The organism is Candidatus Hydrogenedens sp., assembly GCA_035378955.1.
Taxonomy (GTDB): Bacteria; Hydrogenedentota; Hydrogenedentia; order Hydrogenedentales; family Hydrogenedentaceae; genus Hydrogenedens.
The window spans coordinates 1-19,418 of sequence record DAOSUS010000054.1; the positions used below are offsets into that span (position 1 = coordinate 1).

Genomic DNA, 19,418 nt, shown 5'->3' on the forward strand with positions numbered 1-19,418 from the left:
AGTAAGTAGCAAAACCTTCCTGCGCCTGCTGAATAATAAATTGAATTAAGTCTTTCCGTTTTTTTTCCGGGATAATATAAGTTTTAACGGGAGAGCGTCCCGGAGGCATTTCGTCAATAACACTAATATCCATACCACCATATATGGTCATTGCCAGAGAACGAGGGATTGGGGTCGCAGTCAAATAAAGTACATCCGGCGCAGGTCCTTTCATTCGTAATTTTCTTCTTTGCATAACACCGAAACGGTGTTGTTCATCAATAACAATAAGTCCCAAATTATGAAAAAGGGTCGCTTCCTGTATGAGTGCCTGTGTGCCAACAATAATGTGTATCTCTCCTTGGGCAATTTGTTTTCGTATCTCTTTTGCATTTCTAACGGAATGGGTTAACAATTCAATTCGAACAGGTAGTGATGATAAAAGTTTTTTAAGATTTAAAAAATGTTGCTCTGCTAATATCTCCGTAGGAGCCATTAATGCTGCCTGATAACCGCTATCCACACAAGCACAAATAGCATGAAGGGCCACCAATGTTTTACCACAACCAACATCCCCTTGAACCAGACGCAACATTTGTTTTTGTGAGGATAAATCAACAAGAATTTCATCAATAACCCGTTGCTGGGCAGCAGTCAGTTGGAAGGGTAATTGGCGGCGGAAGGTTAATAAAATTTCACCATCCGTTTTATGGCCGCATACAGATTTACCTTTGACACTTTCTTCTTTCCATATCCACCACTCTTTCTGGACTTTCAATACTTCTTCATAAGCAAGCCGTTTGCGGGCTTGTTCTATATCTTCCATTGTTTCGGGAAAATGCAATTTTCGAACAGCTTCGGGCAATGGTAATAGAGAACGAATTTTGAGGAAATCTTCTGATAAATCATCGTTAATAGGGACATGTAACAATGTTTCATATATCCACCGACGAAAGGAACGAAGGGAAATACCTTCACACACAGTATATATCGGGACAATTCGCGCGGTATGGATATTTGTTTCCTCGTCAATAAGTTCTTCATATTCGGGATTATTCATTACGAGGCGGGAATTTACCTTTTCGATGGTGCCATAAAGGAAAAATCTTTTGCTCGATTGAAATAGGTATCTTGTAAGATATGCCTGTCCCCAAAAAATTCCTTCTACGGTTCCTGTATTATCTTTAAAGATTACGCGAGATTGAGATAGTCCCTTTCGTAGGTAAACCTGTCTCGCACGCTCCACAATAACGGACAGTGAATATTTCTTGCCTTCTTCTACCGTCTGAATACTTCCCAAACATCTTCGGTCTTCATATCTACGGGGCGGGTAAAGAAGTAAATCATGAACAGTTTTTATCCCCATAGTATTTAATTTTTTTTCACGCCCGGGACCCACTTCTGGCAAGGATGAAACAGGAACATCCCAGGTTTTCGGATAAGTAATTTCCTGTTTCTTCTTAGCAATCATATAGATATTCCTGTATGTATATATCCTGTATCCTATCCGACAGTATCATATCATTTTAAGAAGGAGTTGGACAGGTCAGAAGGGTTTAACTGAAAAAATACCGCCTTAATTAATTTTCTGTTTTTACTTCCACAGTTAATCTGCCGTTATAGGCTGTCTCTGCCCATACTTTGATTATTTCAGGAGCAAACAGGGTATCAAACTGTGTTTGTGTATTGTTATTCTTTGGAATGATTTCAAATGTAAAGGTCTTAAAAGCCGATCCGAGCTTTTTCCATTCCGCCACTATTAAAAACCAATCATTTTTTATTGGGTTCACTTTCACATTCCATTTATCATCATCTGTTTTGATTTCAGGTAATCCACTTCTATGTATATGCACTAAAAAGTTTACTTTTCTAAGATTACTTCCCTTTGTAGAAGGTATTATTTGTATCTCTTTTGTGCCTTTAACAATACTTCCTTCCCCCTCCATTTGCGACACATCATACATCTTTACTTCCACTTTATTTCTCGGTTTATATAAAAATGATTTCCCGGGTTCTATTTTTGTTTTATTGTTTCCTTCCATGGCATATACCGAAATTTTTCCACCTTCATCTTGATGGAATTCTGGAACAACTACAATAGCGAACTCCGGGGATACGACTTGCACAGATGGGGAAATATGCGTCCCAAATACAAATTGAGTATTCTCTGTAAAATTTCTTCCCTGAATAAAAGCCACAGAACCTCCTTCCGCAAATGCTTCTGAAGGCTCAATTCGAGTGATAATCTGCTTCCCAAAAGCAGGGATAGGTGAAATATCCGCACCATCCCAAATACCATCACCATCACTATCAACACAAGTCGGGTCTGTTTCGTTTTCATCCCATATCCCATTACGATTTTGGTCTTCATCTCCATCCGAAATACCATCTCCATCGCTATCTTTCATATAAATACTTGTTTCCCCTTCATCCACCATTCCATTCGAGTTTCGGTCTTCCATAATATCAAACAAACCATCTCCATCGGTATCTTCGAGACTTGTTTCAGAATAAGCCAATCCCTGAAATAAATTTCTTGCAAAGGTTTTATTCTCATTAGCAGATAAATTAGTGGAACTCAAAGGGGTTCGTGCTGATAGAATAACCATTTTCCCATAACCGTAATTTCTTGAGAGACAGGCAACCTGTTTCGCTGTTGGCATAGAATTTTTATCTGTCGGAGGAAGTATAAAATTTTTTGCGGTAGCAGATTTCAATGTTCCTCCTCCAACAATAAGAACTTCTTTCTCTTCAAAGTTCGGGATATTTATCATTTCAACAGGCAATTTTCCATCAAACCTTTGTTTCGGGTTGTATGACACGCCCAGAGGTGCAAGCCAATAATTGAACAAGTTCGGGTCTCCCTCAGGCCAATAATCGCCAAGTATAAGAAGTTTTCCTCCCTGAAAAACATAATCCAGCATATCTTTAATAGTAATTATTCCACTGGCAATTGCTTTTGCCTCAACAACTACAATTCCATAATTTTTAAGTGTATCACTTCGTATAGGCTCGGATTTTTCTTCAGATGAGAAGAAGAAGGGAGTATCAGACAACATTTCTATTAAAAGTTTTATTTCGCGTGGGTCTTTGCGGCTACGAAAGGATTCGGGAATAGATTGAGCCCAAACAAACAAAATCTTTCGGGGATTGATGCTGTTGTTAACTACATGAACCCGAACATAATGACTTGATGGAACAGAGAAATTTTCATCTATGAGTTCCTGATTTACAATAGGCTTAATATTAAGCCATATAGAAGGAATATATTTACCCCAGGAATAAGGTATCAATCCAAAGTAAAGGTAAGTACTGTCAAAATAGTTATTTCGATACCATAACAGCCAATCGACGGAATTGTCCATATAGGTAATTTCCCAATCAATAATGGCGGGATGTTGTTTCCCTAACAATATTCCACGAACATCTTTTCCGGCTCTATCGCTTTGAAATTGTAATTCATCAATAGCTATCTCGTTTGTCAGGTCATCAATGGGAAACGAAGTATTTTCCAGGGCAAGTTGGAAGAGATTTGTAACAAAGCCTGTATTTGTAAGTAGCCATTCTTTTTTGCTTCTATCGCTAATATTTATTTGTATCAATTTCCCTCCTATTCCTACAATAAGCGTTGCATCCGATAACCAACCCAAATAAGTAATTCGCTCTTCAAATTTTTCCATCCGCGATTTATCAAAAGGCTTTCCAACAATCTCTACGCAGTTATCGTGTGCTACTGCAACGATTTCCTGAGACGGATGAATGGCTATTTGCCAGGTATCATCAACATTACTAAAAGAATATTCCAACTTTTTTTCCCATCCACCGATAGGTTCCCATTTTGCAAAGGTTAAATAGCCAAACCCTTCTGAAATAGATGTTGTCTTTATCCAAAAGCCATTTTTTACAGGATATATGTTTTTTTCCTGAATACTTCCTTCTCCGTATAATGTTAAAGGGTCTGTAAGTTTAACCCCGTTTTGGGTATCAAGTACAGATATTTCACTCTTATTTCCCTGAGCCATTCTATCGTCCCAGCAATTCGTCATTACCATAAGGAAAGCGTCTTGTATGGGAAATACATCCTGCACCGAACATTCTTCTTGAAAAACCTCCGATAAAAACGGACGACTCATTTTTAAACACACATCAACTATGCAAAATTGAGGGGAATTAAAAAGGTTTGATTTTTCCGCTATCCACATTCCTTTTTCGCTAGAAGGTCTGACTATATCCGGGGCAAAGGGTATTGGAATTTCCGTTTTAGGCGTTTGTAGAAAATGATTGTCATCGAAGGCAAAGACCAATGCTCTGCCTAAAGATATATTCTCGCTCTCTCTTTTTTGAAAAATCACATATTGTCTTGAACCACTTACAGGTTCTATATAAGGAAACACTCGCATTACTTCCCAACTCGGTTCTGTATAAAAAAACCGAAGGTCTTTAATCCTGCCGGAATTGTCAATAAGGGTATAATAAATACCATCCTCCTGCAAAGGTCTCTCCTCTTCCGAATAGGCACAAGTAAATAATTCAATAAGTGCGTTTTCGGGATTATGGACAGAAAGCACATCTATAATCTTTTTGCCGGGAAGAATTTGCACGGAGGAACTATTATTTTTTTGGATTTCATCGGGTGGAAATGTTTCCCCGCATATACGCACGGCTTTGCCATTGCTCGTATGGGTTACCGTAAGTAAAAAAACATTTTCTGCCCAGACCATTATTGGTAAAAACAAGGCAATTTTTATTAGAATTATTTTAAGTACACTGTTCATACACATATTTGGCTTTTTTGTTGTTTTAATAAATATAAACGCTTTATATATATAGAATAAAACCAAGTTTATGGAATATACCCCTGCACATCCGAACTGGCAACACTTAAAAGAATTACTGGATGAATGTTCTACCTCCAATAATGCTCCTGTGCCAGAGCCCGAAAATGAAAAGGAACCTGCTCCATCTAAAAATAATATTTCCGTTCCTAATTATAAAGAGGAAGCAGAACACGATTATGATACAAACAAACTCATTAATAGAATAAAAAAGTTAGAAGAAACTATTAAGGAACAAAATCAGATTATACGGGTAAAGAATGCCTATATTAATGTATTAGAACAAAAGTTAAAAAAATTAAAGGAAAAGCAGATTTTGACAGAGGATACTACAGGCATTCCTATCTTGGATAATCTTTCCTCTAATTTTGATTTGGACGAAGAAACGGAAGTAAAAAATCCTATTGAGAAAATTGCAGACTTACATCAATATTTGCAAAGTATACATGAACAGGTTCGTCAGCTAAAAAAGCGAACAGAAAGTCAATAGACTTAATTTTCCCAATAGCTATGTGATAATAATTAATAATCTCACTTCTCTAAAATTTTGTTTTTTATAATACTTTGTGATTGAATAATGTAAATTAACAATTTTTCTTCCTCAAAAAAACACATCTGATTTTATTTTATGGTTCCACAGGTTATTATTCTTCACCAGCAGAAGGAGTGGCACTTTGAAAAGCCCTTGGAAGTAGTTATTGCTTCTCGTATAGAGGAGGTGTTACCTTCTTTATATAAAGTTCAACAATGGGTTGAACATGGCAAATATGCTGTGGGATGGATTACCTACGAAGCAGGACCTGCTTTTGATAGTGCTTTTCCAAAACGAGGGGAGACTATTCCTGAGCTGCCCTTGGTTTGGTTTGGAATATTCGATAAGCCGACTCAACATCTTTTTTCAGTGTATCACGACGAAGATGAACACCTTTCGGATGAATGGCAACCTCAGGTATCTCAGGAGGAATATAAAACAATTATCAAGGACATTCATGAAAATATTTCGTGCGGAAATGTATATCAGGTAAACTATACATTTCCCATAGAAAGTAATTGGAATGGAAATCTTATTTCCCTTTTCTATCGTTTATGTTTTGCTCAGGGGGAAGGATATTTTGCCTATATACAAACAGACAATTACACGGTTCTTTCAATATCCCCCGAATTATTTTTCTATTATCGAAATGGAGAGATAACGTTAAAGCCAATGAAAGGCACCCGTCCTCGTGGTAGATGGCAAAAAGAAGATAACGATAATCTCTATGAACTACAAAACGACCCCAAAGACCGTGCAGAAAACCTCATGATTGTGGATTTGTTAAGGAATGATGTGGGAAAGATAGCGGATTTTGGGAGTGTTGAAGTGCCCTCATTGTTTACATGCGAACCTTATCGCACCGTTTGGCAGATGACCTCTACCATAAAGGCAAGAACAGACAAAAGTTGGGTGGAGATAATTAAAGCACTTTTTCCATCCGGTTCCGTTACAGGTGCCCCTAAAATATATGCAATGAAACTTATCCAACAATATGAACGGTTTCCCCGTGGAATATATTGTGGGACTGTTGGCTGGATTACACCTCAAAATGAAGCCATTTTTAATGTTGCTATTCGGACTTTATTACACCATCGTAAAACACAAATTGCTCGTTATTATGTTGGAAGTGGTATTGTATGGGACTCCGACGCTGACAAAGAATGGGCTGAATGTCTTGACAAAGGGGCTATTCTTAATAAATTCCCATCGTATTTTGAACTTATTGAAACCATGCGGGTAGAAAATGGCGAAATATTTCTGCTGGATTACCATCTCCAAAGACTGCGAGATAGTGCTGACCGTTTTTCTTTCCCTGTATCCATCTCCCAATTAAAAGAAACATTAATAAACTATATAAGCAAAATACCTGATAATCTATATCGAATAAAAATATCCCTTTCACCTATGGGAGAATTCTTTATTGAACACAATCCTTCCATAGGTTCTACAAAACTACGAGTAGGTCTGGCAAAAAGTCCCCTACATTCGCAACATTTGTTTTTATACCACAAAACCAGTTGTCGCACGATATACGAACAGGCACGGCAGGAACGGTCGGATTGTGAAGATGTTCTGTTATGGAATGAAAAGGGATGTATTACAGAAAGCACGATTGCCAATGTCGTTGTGCAATTCGGAAAAAAGATGTTTACACCACCGATACATTGTGGGTTGTTGCCCGGGACTTTCCGTCAATATCTGCTGGATACTCACCAGATAGAAGAACGGGAAATTTCAATAGAAGAACTCAACAATGCCGATGCAATTTGTTTGATTAATTCCGTTCGTAAATGGATAGAAGTTGTATGGGTAGAGCCAAAATTATGATAAAATAAATCTTTGCTAAATATTTTTAATAATAAAGACCTATTTATGTAATTAAGAAGTTTAAATTCATTTGCTATATTTGGTAAAGTATTAGCAAGTGGGAAAAAACTGAATATAAAGGGAATGACTTATGGCGCTGAGCAAGAAACAGCAGAAAATTGTAGATGTGTTAAATAAAAGAGTGGAGTTATGTCGAGAGTTTTTAAATGACTGGCTCTTGTTTAATCAGTTGATTAATGCTTATCCCAGTCCGGGAGCCAATAAGGCTCAATTAGAAAATCAATTTTTGAAGATAAAAAGTAAGATAGCCCGCACTCATAAAGTATTAAAAGAGATGTTAATGGAAGATTATCAAATCGATTCAAACTTGATGAATCTTGTTTCCGCATCTACCAGTCTTGAAGCCATTTATAGCCAGTCAGAAGTATCTGTAAAAAAGATGCAACAGGAATGGCACCGGGCGTTTATAAGTATTAATGAAACATTGGGGTTGCTGGAAGATAAGAAAGCCCGCGCAGAAGCCGGCGAAAAGGTAAATGTAATGATGATGGGCGAAGGGGGGCTTATAGGTGGTGGCGGTGGTCTTTCGGACAATCAAAAGACATTTCTAATTATTGCTGCAGTAATAGCAGGACTTGTAGCGGTCTATTTCATAGACCCATTTGGAATTGCTACTTTATGGTTAAATTCTCTAAAAAGTCTTGCCGGCGTTCCTATCCAGTAAGTATTGATTTTTAACCTGAAAAATTCAAACCTTTCTTTATGGAATTTTGTTTTCCCTGTCCAAAATGTATATGCTCTTTCCGTTTTGATAGAATAGATTAAATATTGTATTACCTAATAGAATACCCAAAAATTACAAAAATATTTATCATCCATTGCGATGTGAAAGGATGGTCTGCCCGTGTGGGAAGATGACAAAAAAATGACATTTACAGAACATCTGGCGGAGTTAAGGATACGGATTATCCGCTCCGGAGTAGCGGTGATTATCGCAATGGTTGTCTGTTATATTTTTTCTAACACTATTTTAGAAGGCTTACAGAAGCCATTAACTTTATTAAAAGACTTAGGGATTGTGGTTTTCTCGGATAATCAAACGAAAAACAACCCTGAAAATTCTACTGAAAATGCTGGCAATAGTCCCGAAAATAAAAAGAGTTCTGATGAAATAAAGATGGTAGTTTTAAACCCTTTTGAAATCGTAATTTTAAAATTTAAAGTTGCAGGTTACGGGGGATTAATATTGGCTTTGCCTTATATAATATGGCAGGCATGTGCTTTTGTTTTCCCGGGACTAAAACCGAATGAAAGGAAACTGGTAAAAGTTATACTATTTGGTTGTAGTTCTTTAGGTATTATTGGTGTTATTGTCGCTTATTTTGGCGTAATACCTCTGGTTATCCCTTATTTATTGCAATGGATACCTCCGGGTTGGGATATTCAGTTACGGGCCAATGAAACGCTTTCTATTATCGTTTTACTGCTCTTTGGATTTGCCCTCGCTTTTCAATTTCCTATGGTAATATTAGCATTAGTATATCTTGATTTATTAAATCCAGACACCTTGCGGAAACTTCGGAAATATGTCATCGTTGGTTTAAGTATTGTTTCGGCTGTCCTAACACCACCTGACCCTATTTCTATGATAATTATGTTGGTCCCTTTAGTTGTGTTATATGAAATTAGTATCTGGGCATCTTATTTAATTCGGAAAAAACCGCAAACTTTATAATAATAGGAGCATACCCGATGGTAGGCGTTGGTTTTACAGAGATGATAATCATTGCAGGGATTGCTCTTGTTGTTTTGGGACCGGAAAAATTTCCGGAATTCGCAAAAATAGCAATTCGTGCTATTCGTGATATACGCGGTTATTTCGATGAAGTGAAAACAGAGATTGCTAAGGAAGTCAAACCCTTAGAAAAAGAACTGAATGAGTTGACTAAAAAAAGTAATGAACTATATCGCGAAATATTAACAGAAACCGACCCCTCTTATACCTCCAAAGGTTATACACCGTCAACGAATTATGTGGAACATTCTTATCAGACCGATACGGATATAGCAAAGAAGGAAGAAAAACAAGACAGTATTACTTCGGAAGGGATATCTGGTGATACAGACGCAAGTAATATGGAAATCACCTCTAATGATAATCAAGAAATAGCAGAACCTTATGACCCGGATATCCCACAGGCAGATTTACAAAAAATGACCCAGGCAACTCCCCATAATGATGAAGAAGCTCGTGAAGCAAAAGAAGAAACAGATATTGATAATCAAAATAATATTCAATTTCCTGAACGATTAGACGGATAAAATACTTAATTTGATAACGGGGGATATACTTTAACTTTGATATGTTTCTTAGTCTCTTTTCCTGCTTCGGCTTTGACGAATCGCATTCGCTTTATAAAACAGGGCAGGTTCAATGATGGGGTCGTGTAATCCTTCTGTTTCAATTCCACCGAAACAGACCCGTCCACGATAGGTGCGATTGGAAAGGATAATGGATATTGCCTGTCGAGACCATTTCTTGCCCTGACGAGTAAAAATCCCTTTGGAGTGCAGATATTCTACAACCCTGCCTGTGCTACGCATTCGTATATATTCACGGAAAATCATACGGACAATTTCTGCTTCATAGTCATCAACAACTAAAGGTTTCTCTCCTTCTTCACCACGACGATAGCCATACGGAGCCGGACCGGTTCCATATCTTCCCTGTTGAACGGAGGCTATCTGCCCACGACGCACCCGTTCTCCATGAGTTAAATTTTTCTTCATTGAAGATTCCTGTTCTTTTAGCGGAATTATCTCCTCAATGTTTATTTTGTTCTTGATTTCCTCTTTGCGCAACTTACTCATAATATCCCGTCCTATTCCTACTTATTTTTATTATGTATGACAACTATTTATCATTTAACATGCCCAAAATTATAATTTCGATTTGTAATCTAATGTATATAGTTTATAACATTTTTACATAAATGTCAAGAAAAAATATAGCGTAATTCCTAATTTTATTAGAAAACTTTTTCACTCGTTTGGTTTCAAAAATGATTGTAAAATATTTCAATATTATAACTCAGGTAGTACATTTCGCCGTAGTATTCCTCTGCTCTTATATTATTGCAGTATATGTTGAGCCTATCATTTATATAATAGGCTATCTACCTATCGAAACAGGCAATATATTCTGGGTATATTTCTCTATAATATCGTCCTTTTGTCTTATACAAGTTTTATTTCGTGGGCTATTACAATTACTATTTTCTGCGCCAATGATAGCAACATCCTTCGTGGACATTATATCCTTTTCCCCTTGTCTTATTCTGGTCGGAGATATGACGGGGTACTTTTCCGAAATTCCATATATACCAGAACGGATTGCTCCTCTTTTTTATTTATGCGTTTTTACCGCCTTACATCTCTTTTTTAAGTTAATAACTCTTTTTACATCCATATACGGAAAAGCCAATTCCCGCTGGTTTTCATTATGCTGGTTTCTTATTGCTTTTTTACTTACCTATACATCCCTAGTGGGATTTATACAATGGAAGTATAGCCTGATACAACATCGTTTCTTTCAGGTTAAAACATCCCCTGTGGTTTTAGATAATGCAGGTCGGATAATGACTACGGAACTTCCAGAAGGGAGTTTTTTAATACAACCTATTTTTGCTTCAAGTGATAAAAATTGCCAATGCTTCATCCGTGCTGGAAATAAATTCTTATCCACAACAAATATTTTTCTGTATATCCTTTTTCTTGATAAGAGCCTATCTCCGTGTATTGTTCCTTTACAGGTTTCACGGGATACATGGACAGAAATATGCCTGAATGATTACCTCCCTGAACAGCAGTCTAATTTCATTATTTCATGGTCAAGTTATCGCCTGCCCGTTTTTATTGTTCGACATGGGTTAGCTCCTCAATTCTCACTAAAATCATTAGAGGAGGCTCGTAATTTTTTATTTTCCCCTCAGAAAACAGAAAAAGCGATATATAAGTCTATTTATATTGATGGACCTTATTGTTCAAAAGAGGTTACAGGTGAAGTTATAGTTAAATAAGTGGAACAATTAGAATACATGACGAACACATGGCTTTAAAGTTTCCATAATATCACGAAGGACACAAACATACACGAATAAAAAACAAATAGGGAAATCCCTCATGTATTGGGGGCATAGTTGGAAATCTCATTCTATAAAAATATAAATCTATTACCTATCTCTTATCGTTTTCAAATAAGGTAAGAATTTGTTCTAAAAAATTCATTATAATTAAAACATTGTAAAAATATAATTACAGGACAAATAATAGATATGGATTTAGTTTCGCTTTATAAAAAGGGCAAGCCTATAGTTTCGTTTGAATTTTTCCCGCCAAAGACATGGCAGGGCATTGCAGAATTATATGAGCATTTTCATGAATTGATGAAATGCAATCCTGGTTATATAACTTGCACATACGGGGCGGGTGGAAATACACCCCTTGATAAGGCTCAGAAGCGAACCTTGGAAGTGTTGCGCTGGGTAAGGGGGGACTATCCGAATATCCCTGTGGTTTCTCATCTGACCTGTGTGAACGCAACTCAGGCAGATTTGCGAAATTACCTATATAAAGTTAAGGAATTATCTGCTTCAGGAATTGTGGCTTTGCGTGGAGATGCTCCCGACAAAAAACAGATGTTTGTTCCACCTCCCAATGGTTTTCGATATGCAGTCGAACTGGTGCGATTGATTAAATCCGAATTTTCGGAGTTTAATATCCTCGTTGGGGGATACCCAGAAAAACATCCGGAGGCTCCAAGTTTAGAGGAAGATATCCAGCACTTAAAAGAAAAAGTAGATGCAGGTGGCGAAATTATTCTTACACAATTGTTTTACAACAACGAGGATTTTTATCGCTTTCGTGATTTGTGTGAAAAAATTGGAATAGATGTGCCGATTGTTCCTGGTATATTGCCTGTTACCAATCTGGCACAGGTAAAAAGGATTACATCTTTGTGTGGTGCGAAACTTACACCGGTCTTGCTGGAGCGATTGGAAAAACATGAAAAAGATGAAGAGGGTCAATTTTCCGTAGGCGTCTATTATGCCACTCGACAGGTGGAAGATTTAATTCAACAGGGCGTACCGGGCGTCCATTTTTATGTATTAAATAAATCACGGGCAGCGGCGCATATTTGTCGTGCCCTTACCTTGTAATAACCGTCAAACCTTTCCGACACAAAATAGGAAAAAACAATGCTATTTTTAGACACTGTAAAAAGTTCCGAAAAAATATTATGCGCTCCCTTTGCAAGTTTTCCCGGTACGGCACTAACTAACTCCACAGTAAAAGAAAACCTCAATAACGGTGAATTACAGGCAACAAGTATCATCGCTCTGCAAAAGATTTGTGATTTTGATGTTGTTTTTCCCATGATGGATTTGACTGTGGAAGCAGAGGCAATGGGAGCCTGTATTAATTGGGAGATTGACGAACTCCCCGCTGTAACTGGAAAAACAATCATAGATGCCAATGATGTGAAAAGTTTGCCCATTCCTGAAATTGGGGAGGGAAACAGATTGGGTGTTTTTGTAGAAACATGCAAAAAACTGAAAATAGAATTTTCGGATAAATGGGTTTGGGGGTATATTCTTGGTCCTTTTTCTATTGCAGGTCGTTTGATGGGAATGACAGAGATTTCTATTGCCTTAAAACTGGAGCCCGAACTTGTTCATCAAGTATTGGAAAAAGTAACGGCCCTGATAGAGAAATATGCCTATGCACTACTGGATACAGGAATTGATGGATTGGTAATACTTGAACCGGCATCAGGGATGTTGGACGAAAACGATGCAAATGAATTTTCCAATAATTATATAAAGAGAATAGTCAACTTAATTAAAGACAAAGGAAAAATCCCAGTTTTACATAATTGTGGAAGAATTCTTCATCTTGTTGAGAGCCTTTGTGCCACAGGGATACAGGCGTTGCATGTAGGTTCGGTAACGGAACCTTATGATATTTATCCACGCGTCCCCGAAAATATTGTTTTAATGGGAAATTTAAACCCGACAGAAATATTCTTACGAGGCACACCTGAAAAAGTTTGTGAAGCAACTATAAATTTGCTCACACAGATGGCCGTATATAACCGATTTGTAATATCTTCCGGATGTGATATTCCACCGGGGACACCCATAGAAAATTTGAAAGCGTTTAAAGATGCGGTAATCTCCATAAAGCGTTCTATTAATAGCAACCAACAAAAGGTAATATTAAAATGACACGCATTGATGGGATAATAATCGGTTTTTTACTCTTCTTTATTCTCTTCCCTTTTCTTTTATTGGCTCAAACAGACGATACGGAGATGAGGGAATGGATTGATGCTTCCTCCTATCGGGATATGGGTATCGTTATCCCGGAAAATGCATCTCCTACCCTTCAACACGCTGCAGAAATTTTCAAAAAATATTGGGAGGCTTGCACACATCGCCCCATTGCGATTTCTACCTTAAATCAAGGGCTTATTAATATCTGGTTAGGGGCAGAACTTTGCACGAAGGAATGGATTACCCCGGAAGAACTGGAAGAACTCGGAGATGAAGGTTTCATAATACGTACCTACACACCCGCAAGGAAATATGCCCAAAAAGGTGTTGCAAAACAGTTACTCATTTGCGGGAAAACAGATATAGGAACTCTTCATGGGGTTTATACTTTTTTGGAACGCTATTTAAATGTAGCATGGTTATCGGCTTCTTATATCCACAAACCGTCTTTAGGTTATCGGCTCAAAGAGATAGATTATAAATTTTTACCTCATTTTGAATATCGCGTTTTCCTTTCGGACTTGCCGGAATTTAAGATGGAAGGTGATAGGAAAGAAGGTCTCCATTTATCCCTATCTGTACAAGAAGATGATTTTATACCTATACCTATTTACCCATGTTTTTATACGGAAGAAGGCTCTAAAAACACAGCAGAACTGGAAACAAAAGTATTCCATCCTCAGCGTCCCATATGCTTCCTTTCCGAAGAGACAAAGCAAATTTTTATAAACTTTATGAAAAAGCAAATAGAATTACATCCTCATCGGAAACTGTGGACAATTGATGCAGGAAACCCGGAAATAAATTCTTGTCCATGTAAAAATTGTCAGGAACAGGTTGAAACAACAAAGTCGCCAGCAGCTCCTTTATTAAAAATGTTAAACGATGTAATTGTGACTTTGGAGAAACTTTACCCGGAAAAAGATTTGCGATTTTGCCTCTCCTTAAAATACGGTATGAGAAAAGCCCCAAATAATATGCAAATTCATAACAAAATATTCATTGCCCTTTCCACAGATACCTGTGATGTTGCTCACGCAATAGATGACCCTATATCTCAAACCAATGCATGTTTCATTAATGATTTGAAAGGTTGGCGTAATCTTACTTCTAACTTACTCATACGATACTATGTAGGAACGAATTATTACTGTGGTTTGTTTCATCAACCCGAATTATTTAATTTTCAAAAAAATATTCAGACCTTTGACCGCTATCAGGTTCGGGGAATTATTATTTGCACCCCATCCCAGCAGCTATTTCCATTTACTGAATTTGGTGCTTTGAAATCTTATTTATTGGCGAGACTGATATGGGACCCAGATTTAATTTGGGAAGAAGAGGTAAATCATTTTTTGAATTTATACTACGGACCGGCAGGTGTTAAGTTTGCCGAATTTCTTAATTATCAAAAGGACTTTGTTAAGAAAAATAATGTGAAATGCCACATTTACCAGAAAGTTCCTTGGTGGAATGTAGATTATGCTTCCAATGCAGGGAAAATAATCCAGCAAACAATAAACATGTCTTTTTTCGCTCAGGATATTTATAATCATGTGTTGCAAACTTCTATACCGTTAAATTATTCCGCCTTAATTGGCCCGCCCGATATTCAAATTCAAGAGGATAGATTTTTAGAAATGCGTCCTGCCCTAATCCAGGAGGAGGATTTCTGGAAGAGTTTGGATAAGATAGAAAGCCTTTCACAAAAAGGTTCTAATCTGTCTTATCGTAAAGTTATCCCTGATTTAATGTGTTCAAAACAATTTCCCGAACGCTCTTCCCTATTCCAAAAATATACTTTGAAAAATGAGTATTCTACTCTATGGGTTTTACCCGAAAATAAGGGAGCCATTATTCGCATGCAAGATGTATCATCAGGTATGGAATACCTATCTGCTTTTCAGAAAGGGGTAAATCCATATTCGTTGTGGAATGAATATCAAGACATATCTGATACAGGTTGTGGAATTCCCTTTTCTATGGACTGTATTGTGAAAGAGGCGGATAACAATAAGATTACCATTGAGAGGGAAATCAGGAAAGATGTGTTTTTACGACGAAAAATAATTCTGGGAGATAATGGAGAAATTATTTTGGAATATACCTGTGATAATCGAAGCCCTCATGAGGAAAAGATTTCGTTTTATATCGTTCCACGATTTATCTTAAACGAAGATGATAAAACCATAGAAGTATGGAGTAATAACAATCAAAAATGGGAAAGAGCCAAACAGATAGCCCTCGCCTATCAGCCTTTTACTTATAATTTGGAAAATATTCATAAAGAAAACATAACGGGTATGGGAATTTACTATTGTGATAAAGGGGTATTTCTCAAATTAGAATTACAGCAATTACCTGCAGAACATATTGATTGCATGTTCGATTATTCTTATTACGATGGATATATCGCCCCTATAATGAATATTCACCCGACAATATCCTCTCAACAAACCTGTTCCTTTTCTCTTCATTGCCAGACTCAGAAACAATTACCAAACCTTTGAAGTAAGAGATATTTTTTACTTTCCTTTTTTGCTACCTCCAAATACAGCATATTTATAATATTTCCAGACGACATCAATATCCGTAAAACCTACTTCTTCAAGCCATTTAAGATGGGACATTAACTTTTCAGGATTTCCTTCTTTATGGTGTCTGCCTAACCATTTCTTGTTGATTTCATCATTCGGAATTGTTCGAGCCATAAACTCCTTCCAGTTGGACATATATAAATCTTCAAGGTATTCATTGGAACCTATAACAACATCCGCATTATAAAACACACCGCCATCTGTAAGGTTCATAAACACTTTTTGATAAAATTGTTTTTTGTCTTTTCCCAAATGATGTAAGGATAATGACGAAATAACAACATGATACTTTTTATCAAACTCAAATTCAGAAAAATCACAAAGTATATACGAGACATCCTGATAACCCGCCATTTTTGCCTTTGCCAGGTTAATCATATTCTCTGCGAAATCAAGGCAGGTTATCTTTGCGTTAGGAAATTTTTCTTTCACCCTTTTTGCTACTGTGCCTGTTCCACAACCAACATCAATTATATGAATAGGTAGTCCCTTCTCATAAGGAATAGTTAATAATAATGCCTCAATCATCTCTTCATAATGGGGGATTAAATTCAACACAATCCTGTCATATTCTTTTGCTTCTTCTTCAAAGTGTTCCTTCATTGTATCCATAGAGAATTTCCTTTATATTTTCTTTTATTAGATAATTCCTTACGCAGAATAACTCGATTATTTCATGTATTTTTTCGTCGAAAGGAAATGTGAGGTATTTTATCATTTGAAAATATAAATTATAAAGTTTTATTTGGTATTTGATTTGAAAGTAGTTATAATAGTATATGTTTTAGAAAATTTATATTTTAATGTATCTAACAATAATATTAACCATTAACTGAAGGGAGTGTTTTATGGCTAAAAAGACTGTAAATGTAGCAATGGTCGGTGGTGCGTTTATGGGTAAAACGCACAGCAACGCATGGCGTAAAGTAGCGATGTTCTTTGACCCACCTGTAAAGCCTGTAATGAAAGTTATGTGCGACAAAGACCCTAACGCATTGAAAAATGCGGAACGGTATGGCTGGCAGGAAACATCGGACAATTGGGAAGAAGTGGTGAATCGTCCCGATATTGATGTTATTGATATTTGCACGCCCAATTTCCTTCACCCTCCAATTGCTATTGCAGCGGCAAAGGCAGGTAAAGCGATTGTTTGTGAAAAGCCATTAGCCAACACATTAGCGGATGCAAAGCAAATGTGGGATGCCGTTAAAAAAGCCGGCGTTCGCAATATGTGCGGCTTCTCCTATCGTTTTGCTCCAGCCGTTCAGACAATTAAACAATTAGTCTCAAAAGGACAATTAGGTGAGATTTTCCATTTTCGCGCGGCTTATCAACAGGACTGGATTGTAGACCCTGATTTTCCGATGGTGTGGCGTTTAAAGAAAAAGCATACCGGTTCAGGTGCTTTAGGTGATATTGGTGCTCATATCACGGATTTATGTCATTTTCTTGTAGGACAGGTATGCGAAGTTGCTGGGACAATGGAAACATTCATTAAGAAGCGTATTGTCCCGGAAAGTGATGTAGGCGCCTGGGGAGCCAAAGGGGGGAAAGGGAAAAAAGTTTATGACACCGTTGATGTTGATGACGCCGCTGTATATGTAGCAAGAATTCAAGGGAAAAATACATTGGCAACCTTTGAGGCTACTCGTTTTGCCCCAGGTCGTAGAAATTACAATAGTATCGAAATTTATGGAAGCAAAGGTTCGGTATTGTGGAACCAAGAAGAGATGAATGAGTTCCACTATTTCAATCGTAGTGACCCGCCTACCTTACAGGGCTTCCGCAAAGTTCAAGCCTGCGATATGGGTCATCCTTATGTGCACGCATGGTGGCCACCGGGACATATTATCGGTTATGAACATCTTTTCGTCCATGAAATTTATGAATTCTTGTGCGGCTTAGCCAGTAAGAAGATAAACTATCCCACATTTGAAGATGCAGTAAAGTGCCAGGCGGTGTTAGATGCCGTAGAGCGTGCTGCTGCTTCGAAGAAATGGGAAAAAGTTGTTATTTAAGTTGTAAAAAATTTTTAATAAAAGGAGAATGACTATGAAATTAGGTTTGTTGACAGTCATGTTCGGCGGGACACCCTTAAAAGATGTCCTTGAAATTATTCGCCCTCTGAAACTTCAATGTGTTGAATTAGGGACAGGGAATTATCCCGGCGGTGCCCATGCTCCTTTGAAAGAATTATTATCCTCTAAACCCAAGCGTGATGAATTAAAAGCGATGTTAAAGGGAGAAGGGCTGGAAATTAGTGCTTTGAGTTGCCATGGTAATTGCTTACATCCTGACACCGACTTTGCAAAGAAAAACCACGAAGTGCAAACAGATACCATTCGTTTAGCTCATGAATTAGGTGTTAAAGTAGTTATTGACTTTTCTGGTTGCCCGGGTTCTGACCCATCTGCAAAGAAGCCCAATTGGGTCACATGTGCCTGGCCTCCTGATTATCTGGATATATTAAAATGGCAATGGGAAGATGTGGCTATCCCGTATTGGTCAAAACAAGCAAAATTCGCCCGTGACCATGGTGTTAATCTTGCTTTTGAAATGCATCCCGGTTTCCTTGTATACAATACGGAAACATTATTAAAACTTCGCAAATCCTGCGGGAATAATATTGGCGCCAATTTAGACCCCAGCCATTTATTCTGGCAGGGTATGGACCCCTGTGCCGTTGTCCGTGTATTGGGCAAAGCCATATTCCATGTGCATGCTAAAGACTCCAAAGTAGATGCAACCAACACAATGGTAAATGGCGTGCTGGATACAAAACATTATGGCGATGAAATTCATCGTTCCTGGATATTCCGCACTTGCGGTTATGGGCATAGTTTAGAATGGTGGAAAGATTTCTTCTCCAACCTGCGTATGGTAGGTTACGATGGTGCTATTAGTATTGAACATGAAGATAGTTTAATGTCCAATCGTGAAGGCTTGACCAAAGCGGTTGAATTTCTAAAACAAGCCCTTATTGCGGAAAAGCCAACGGCAATGACCTGGGCATAAAACTTTTTTGAAACAGGGGGAGTCGAATATAGGCTCTCCCTTAACACTTTTTGAACTCTTTTTTAAGGAGGATTTGTCATGGCTATTCAAGTAGGTATTGTAGGTTTGGGAATGATGGGTAAAGTGCACTTTGACACTTACAACAAATTAAAAGGTGTAAAAGTGGTGGCAGTGTGTGATGCAGATGAAAGGAAACGAAAAGGGAACATAGGTCCCTTTGGAACTCTTGACCTGAGCAAAGTAAAAGTATATTCCCGAATAGAAGAAATCCTCAACGACCCTCAGGTTGATGTAT

At 37.5% G+C, this 19,418-nt stretch carries 17 protein-coding genes; 12 read left to right on the top strand and 5 right to left on the bottom strand.

Annotation, left to right across the window (positions count from 1 at the left end; all coding sequences use genetic code 11):
• Both PLA12_10510 and PLA12_10515 read right to left on the bottom strand, forming a co-directional pair.
• A partial coding sequence (locus PLA12_10510; GenBank protein ID HOQ32928.1) for a DEAD/DEAH box helicase occupies positions 1 to 1,450 on the bottom strand: 1,450 nt, incomplete at its 3' end.
• Positions 1,451 to 1,559: 109 nt separating this feature from the next.
• Positions 1,560 to 4,754, bottom strand: coding sequence for a hypothetical protein (locus tag PLA12_10515; protein HOQ32929.1), 3,195 nt, complete (start codon positions 4,752 to 4,754; stop codon positions 1,560 to 1,562).
• Positions 4,755 to 4,824: 70 nt separating this feature from the next.
• Here PLA12_10515 and PLA12_10520 point away from each other — a divergent pair, with 70 nt between their 5' ends.
• The 5 genes from PLA12_10520 (at position 4,825) to tatB (ending at position 9,498) form a co-directional block, all read left to right on the top strand.
• Positions 4,825 to 5,304: a hypothetical protein gene (locus tag PLA12_10520; protein HOQ32930.1), complete on the top strand. Its 480-nt coding sequence runs from the start codon at positions 4,825 to 4,827 to the stop codon at positions 5,302 to 5,304.
• 138 nt (positions 5,305 to 5,442) lie between these two features.
• Entirely contained in the window at positions 5,443 to 7,176 is a 1,734-nt protein-coding gene (gene pabB, locus PLA12_10525; GenBank protein HOQ32931.1) for an aminodeoxychorismate synthase component I, read from the top strand.
• 130 nt (positions 7,177 to 7,306) lie between these two features.
• Positions 7,307 to 7,900, top strand: a complete 594-nt coding sequence (locus tag PLA12_10530) for a hypothetical protein (GenBank protein ID HOQ32932.1) — start codon at positions 7,307 to 7,309, stop codon at positions 7,898 to 7,900.
• Between the two features lie 180 nt (positions 7,901 to 8,080).
• Positions 8,081 to 8,911, top strand: a complete 831-nt coding sequence (gene tatC, locus PLA12_10535; protein HOQ32933.1) for a twin-arginine translocase subunit TatC — start codon at positions 8,081 to 8,083, stop codon at positions 8,909 to 8,911.
• Positions 8,912 to 8,928: 17 nt separating this feature from the next.
• On the top strand, positions 8,929 to 9,498 hold the full coding sequence (tatB, locus tag PLA12_10540) for a Sec-independent protein translocase protein TatB (GenBank protein HOQ32934.1): 570 nt from the start codon (positions 8,929 to 8,931) through the stop codon (positions 9,496 to 9,498).
• A gap of 48 nt (positions 9,499 to 9,546) precedes the next feature.
• Here tatB and PLA12_10545 read toward each other — a convergent pair whose 3' ends face one another.
• Together PLA12_10545 and PLA12_10550 are read right to left on the bottom strand one after the other, a co-directional pair.
• Positions 9,547 to 10,047, bottom strand: a complete 501-nt coding sequence (locus tag PLA12_10545) for a recombinase family protein (GenBank protein HOQ32935.1) — start codon at positions 10,045 to 10,047, stop codon at positions 9,547 to 9,549.
• 301 nt (positions 10,048 to 10,348) lie between these two features.
• A complete protein-coding gene (locus PLA12_10550; protein HOQ32936.1) occupies positions 10,349 to 10,489 on the bottom strand; it encodes a hypothetical protein in 141 nt (46 codons plus the stop codon).
• Positions 10,490 to 10,526: 37 nt separating this feature from the next.
• Here PLA12_10550 and PLA12_10555 point away from each other — a divergent pair, with 37 nt between their 5' ends.
• From PLA12_10555 to PLA12_10570, 4 genes are all read left to right on the top strand, one after another.
• Complete coding sequence (locus PLA12_10555) at positions 10,527 to 11,255, top strand: hypothetical protein (GenBank protein ID HOQ32937.1); 729 nt, start codon at positions 10,527 to 10,529, stop codon at positions 11,253 to 11,255.
• A 255-nt stretch (positions 11,256 to 11,510) separates the two neighbouring features.
• Positions 11,511 to 12,395 carry a methylenetetrahydrofolate reductase [NAD(P)H] gene (metF, locus tag PLA12_10560; protein ID HOQ32938.1) on the top strand — a complete coding sequence of 295 codons (885 nt, stop codon included), beginning with the start codon at positions 11,511 to 11,513 and terminating at the stop codon, positions 12,393 to 12,395.
• Between the two features lie 39 nt (positions 12,396 to 12,434).
• Positions 12,435 to 13,463: a uroporphyrinogen decarboxylase family protein gene (locus tag PLA12_10565; protein HOQ32939.1), complete on the top strand. Its 1,029-nt coding sequence runs from the start codon at positions 12,435 to 12,437 to the stop codon at positions 13,461 to 13,463.
• Positions 13,460 to 16,021, top strand: a complete 2,562-nt coding sequence (locus tag PLA12_10570) for a DUF4838 domain-containing protein (protein ID HOQ32940.1) — start codon at positions 13,460 to 13,462, stop codon at positions 16,019 to 16,021. Before PLA12_10565 ends, PLA12_10570 begins: the two co-directional genes overlap by 4 nt.
• Positions 16,022 to 16,036: 15 nt before the next feature.
• Here the strand turns inward: PLA12_10570 and PLA12_10575 are convergent, their stop codons facing one another.
• A complete protein-coding gene (locus tag PLA12_10575) occupies positions 16,037 to 16,720 on the bottom strand; it encodes a methyltransferase domain-containing protein (GenBank protein ID HOQ32941.1) in 684 nt (227 codons plus the stop codon).
• 236 nt (positions 16,721 to 16,956) lie between these two features.
• On the opposite strand from PLA12_10575, the gene PLA12_10580 reads away from it, so the two are divergent.
• The 3 genes from PLA12_10580 to PLA12_10590 all read left to right on the top strand — a co-directional run.
• Positions 16,957 to 18,126, top strand: coding sequence for a Gfo/Idh/MocA family oxidoreductase (locus tag PLA12_10580; GenBank protein ID HOQ32942.1), 1,170 nt, complete (start codon positions 16,957 to 16,959; stop codon positions 18,124 to 18,126).
• 34 nt (positions 18,127 to 18,160) lie between these two features.
• Entirely contained in the window at positions 18,161 to 19,123 is a 963-nt protein-coding gene (locus tag PLA12_10585; protein HOQ32943.1) for a sugar phosphate isomerase/epimerase, read from the top strand.
• A gap of 78 nt (positions 19,124 to 19,201) precedes the next feature.
• A partial coding sequence (locus PLA12_10590) for a Gfo/Idh/MocA family oxidoreductase (GenBank protein ID HOQ32944.1) occupies positions 19,202 to 19,418 on the top strand: 217 nt, incomplete at its 3' end.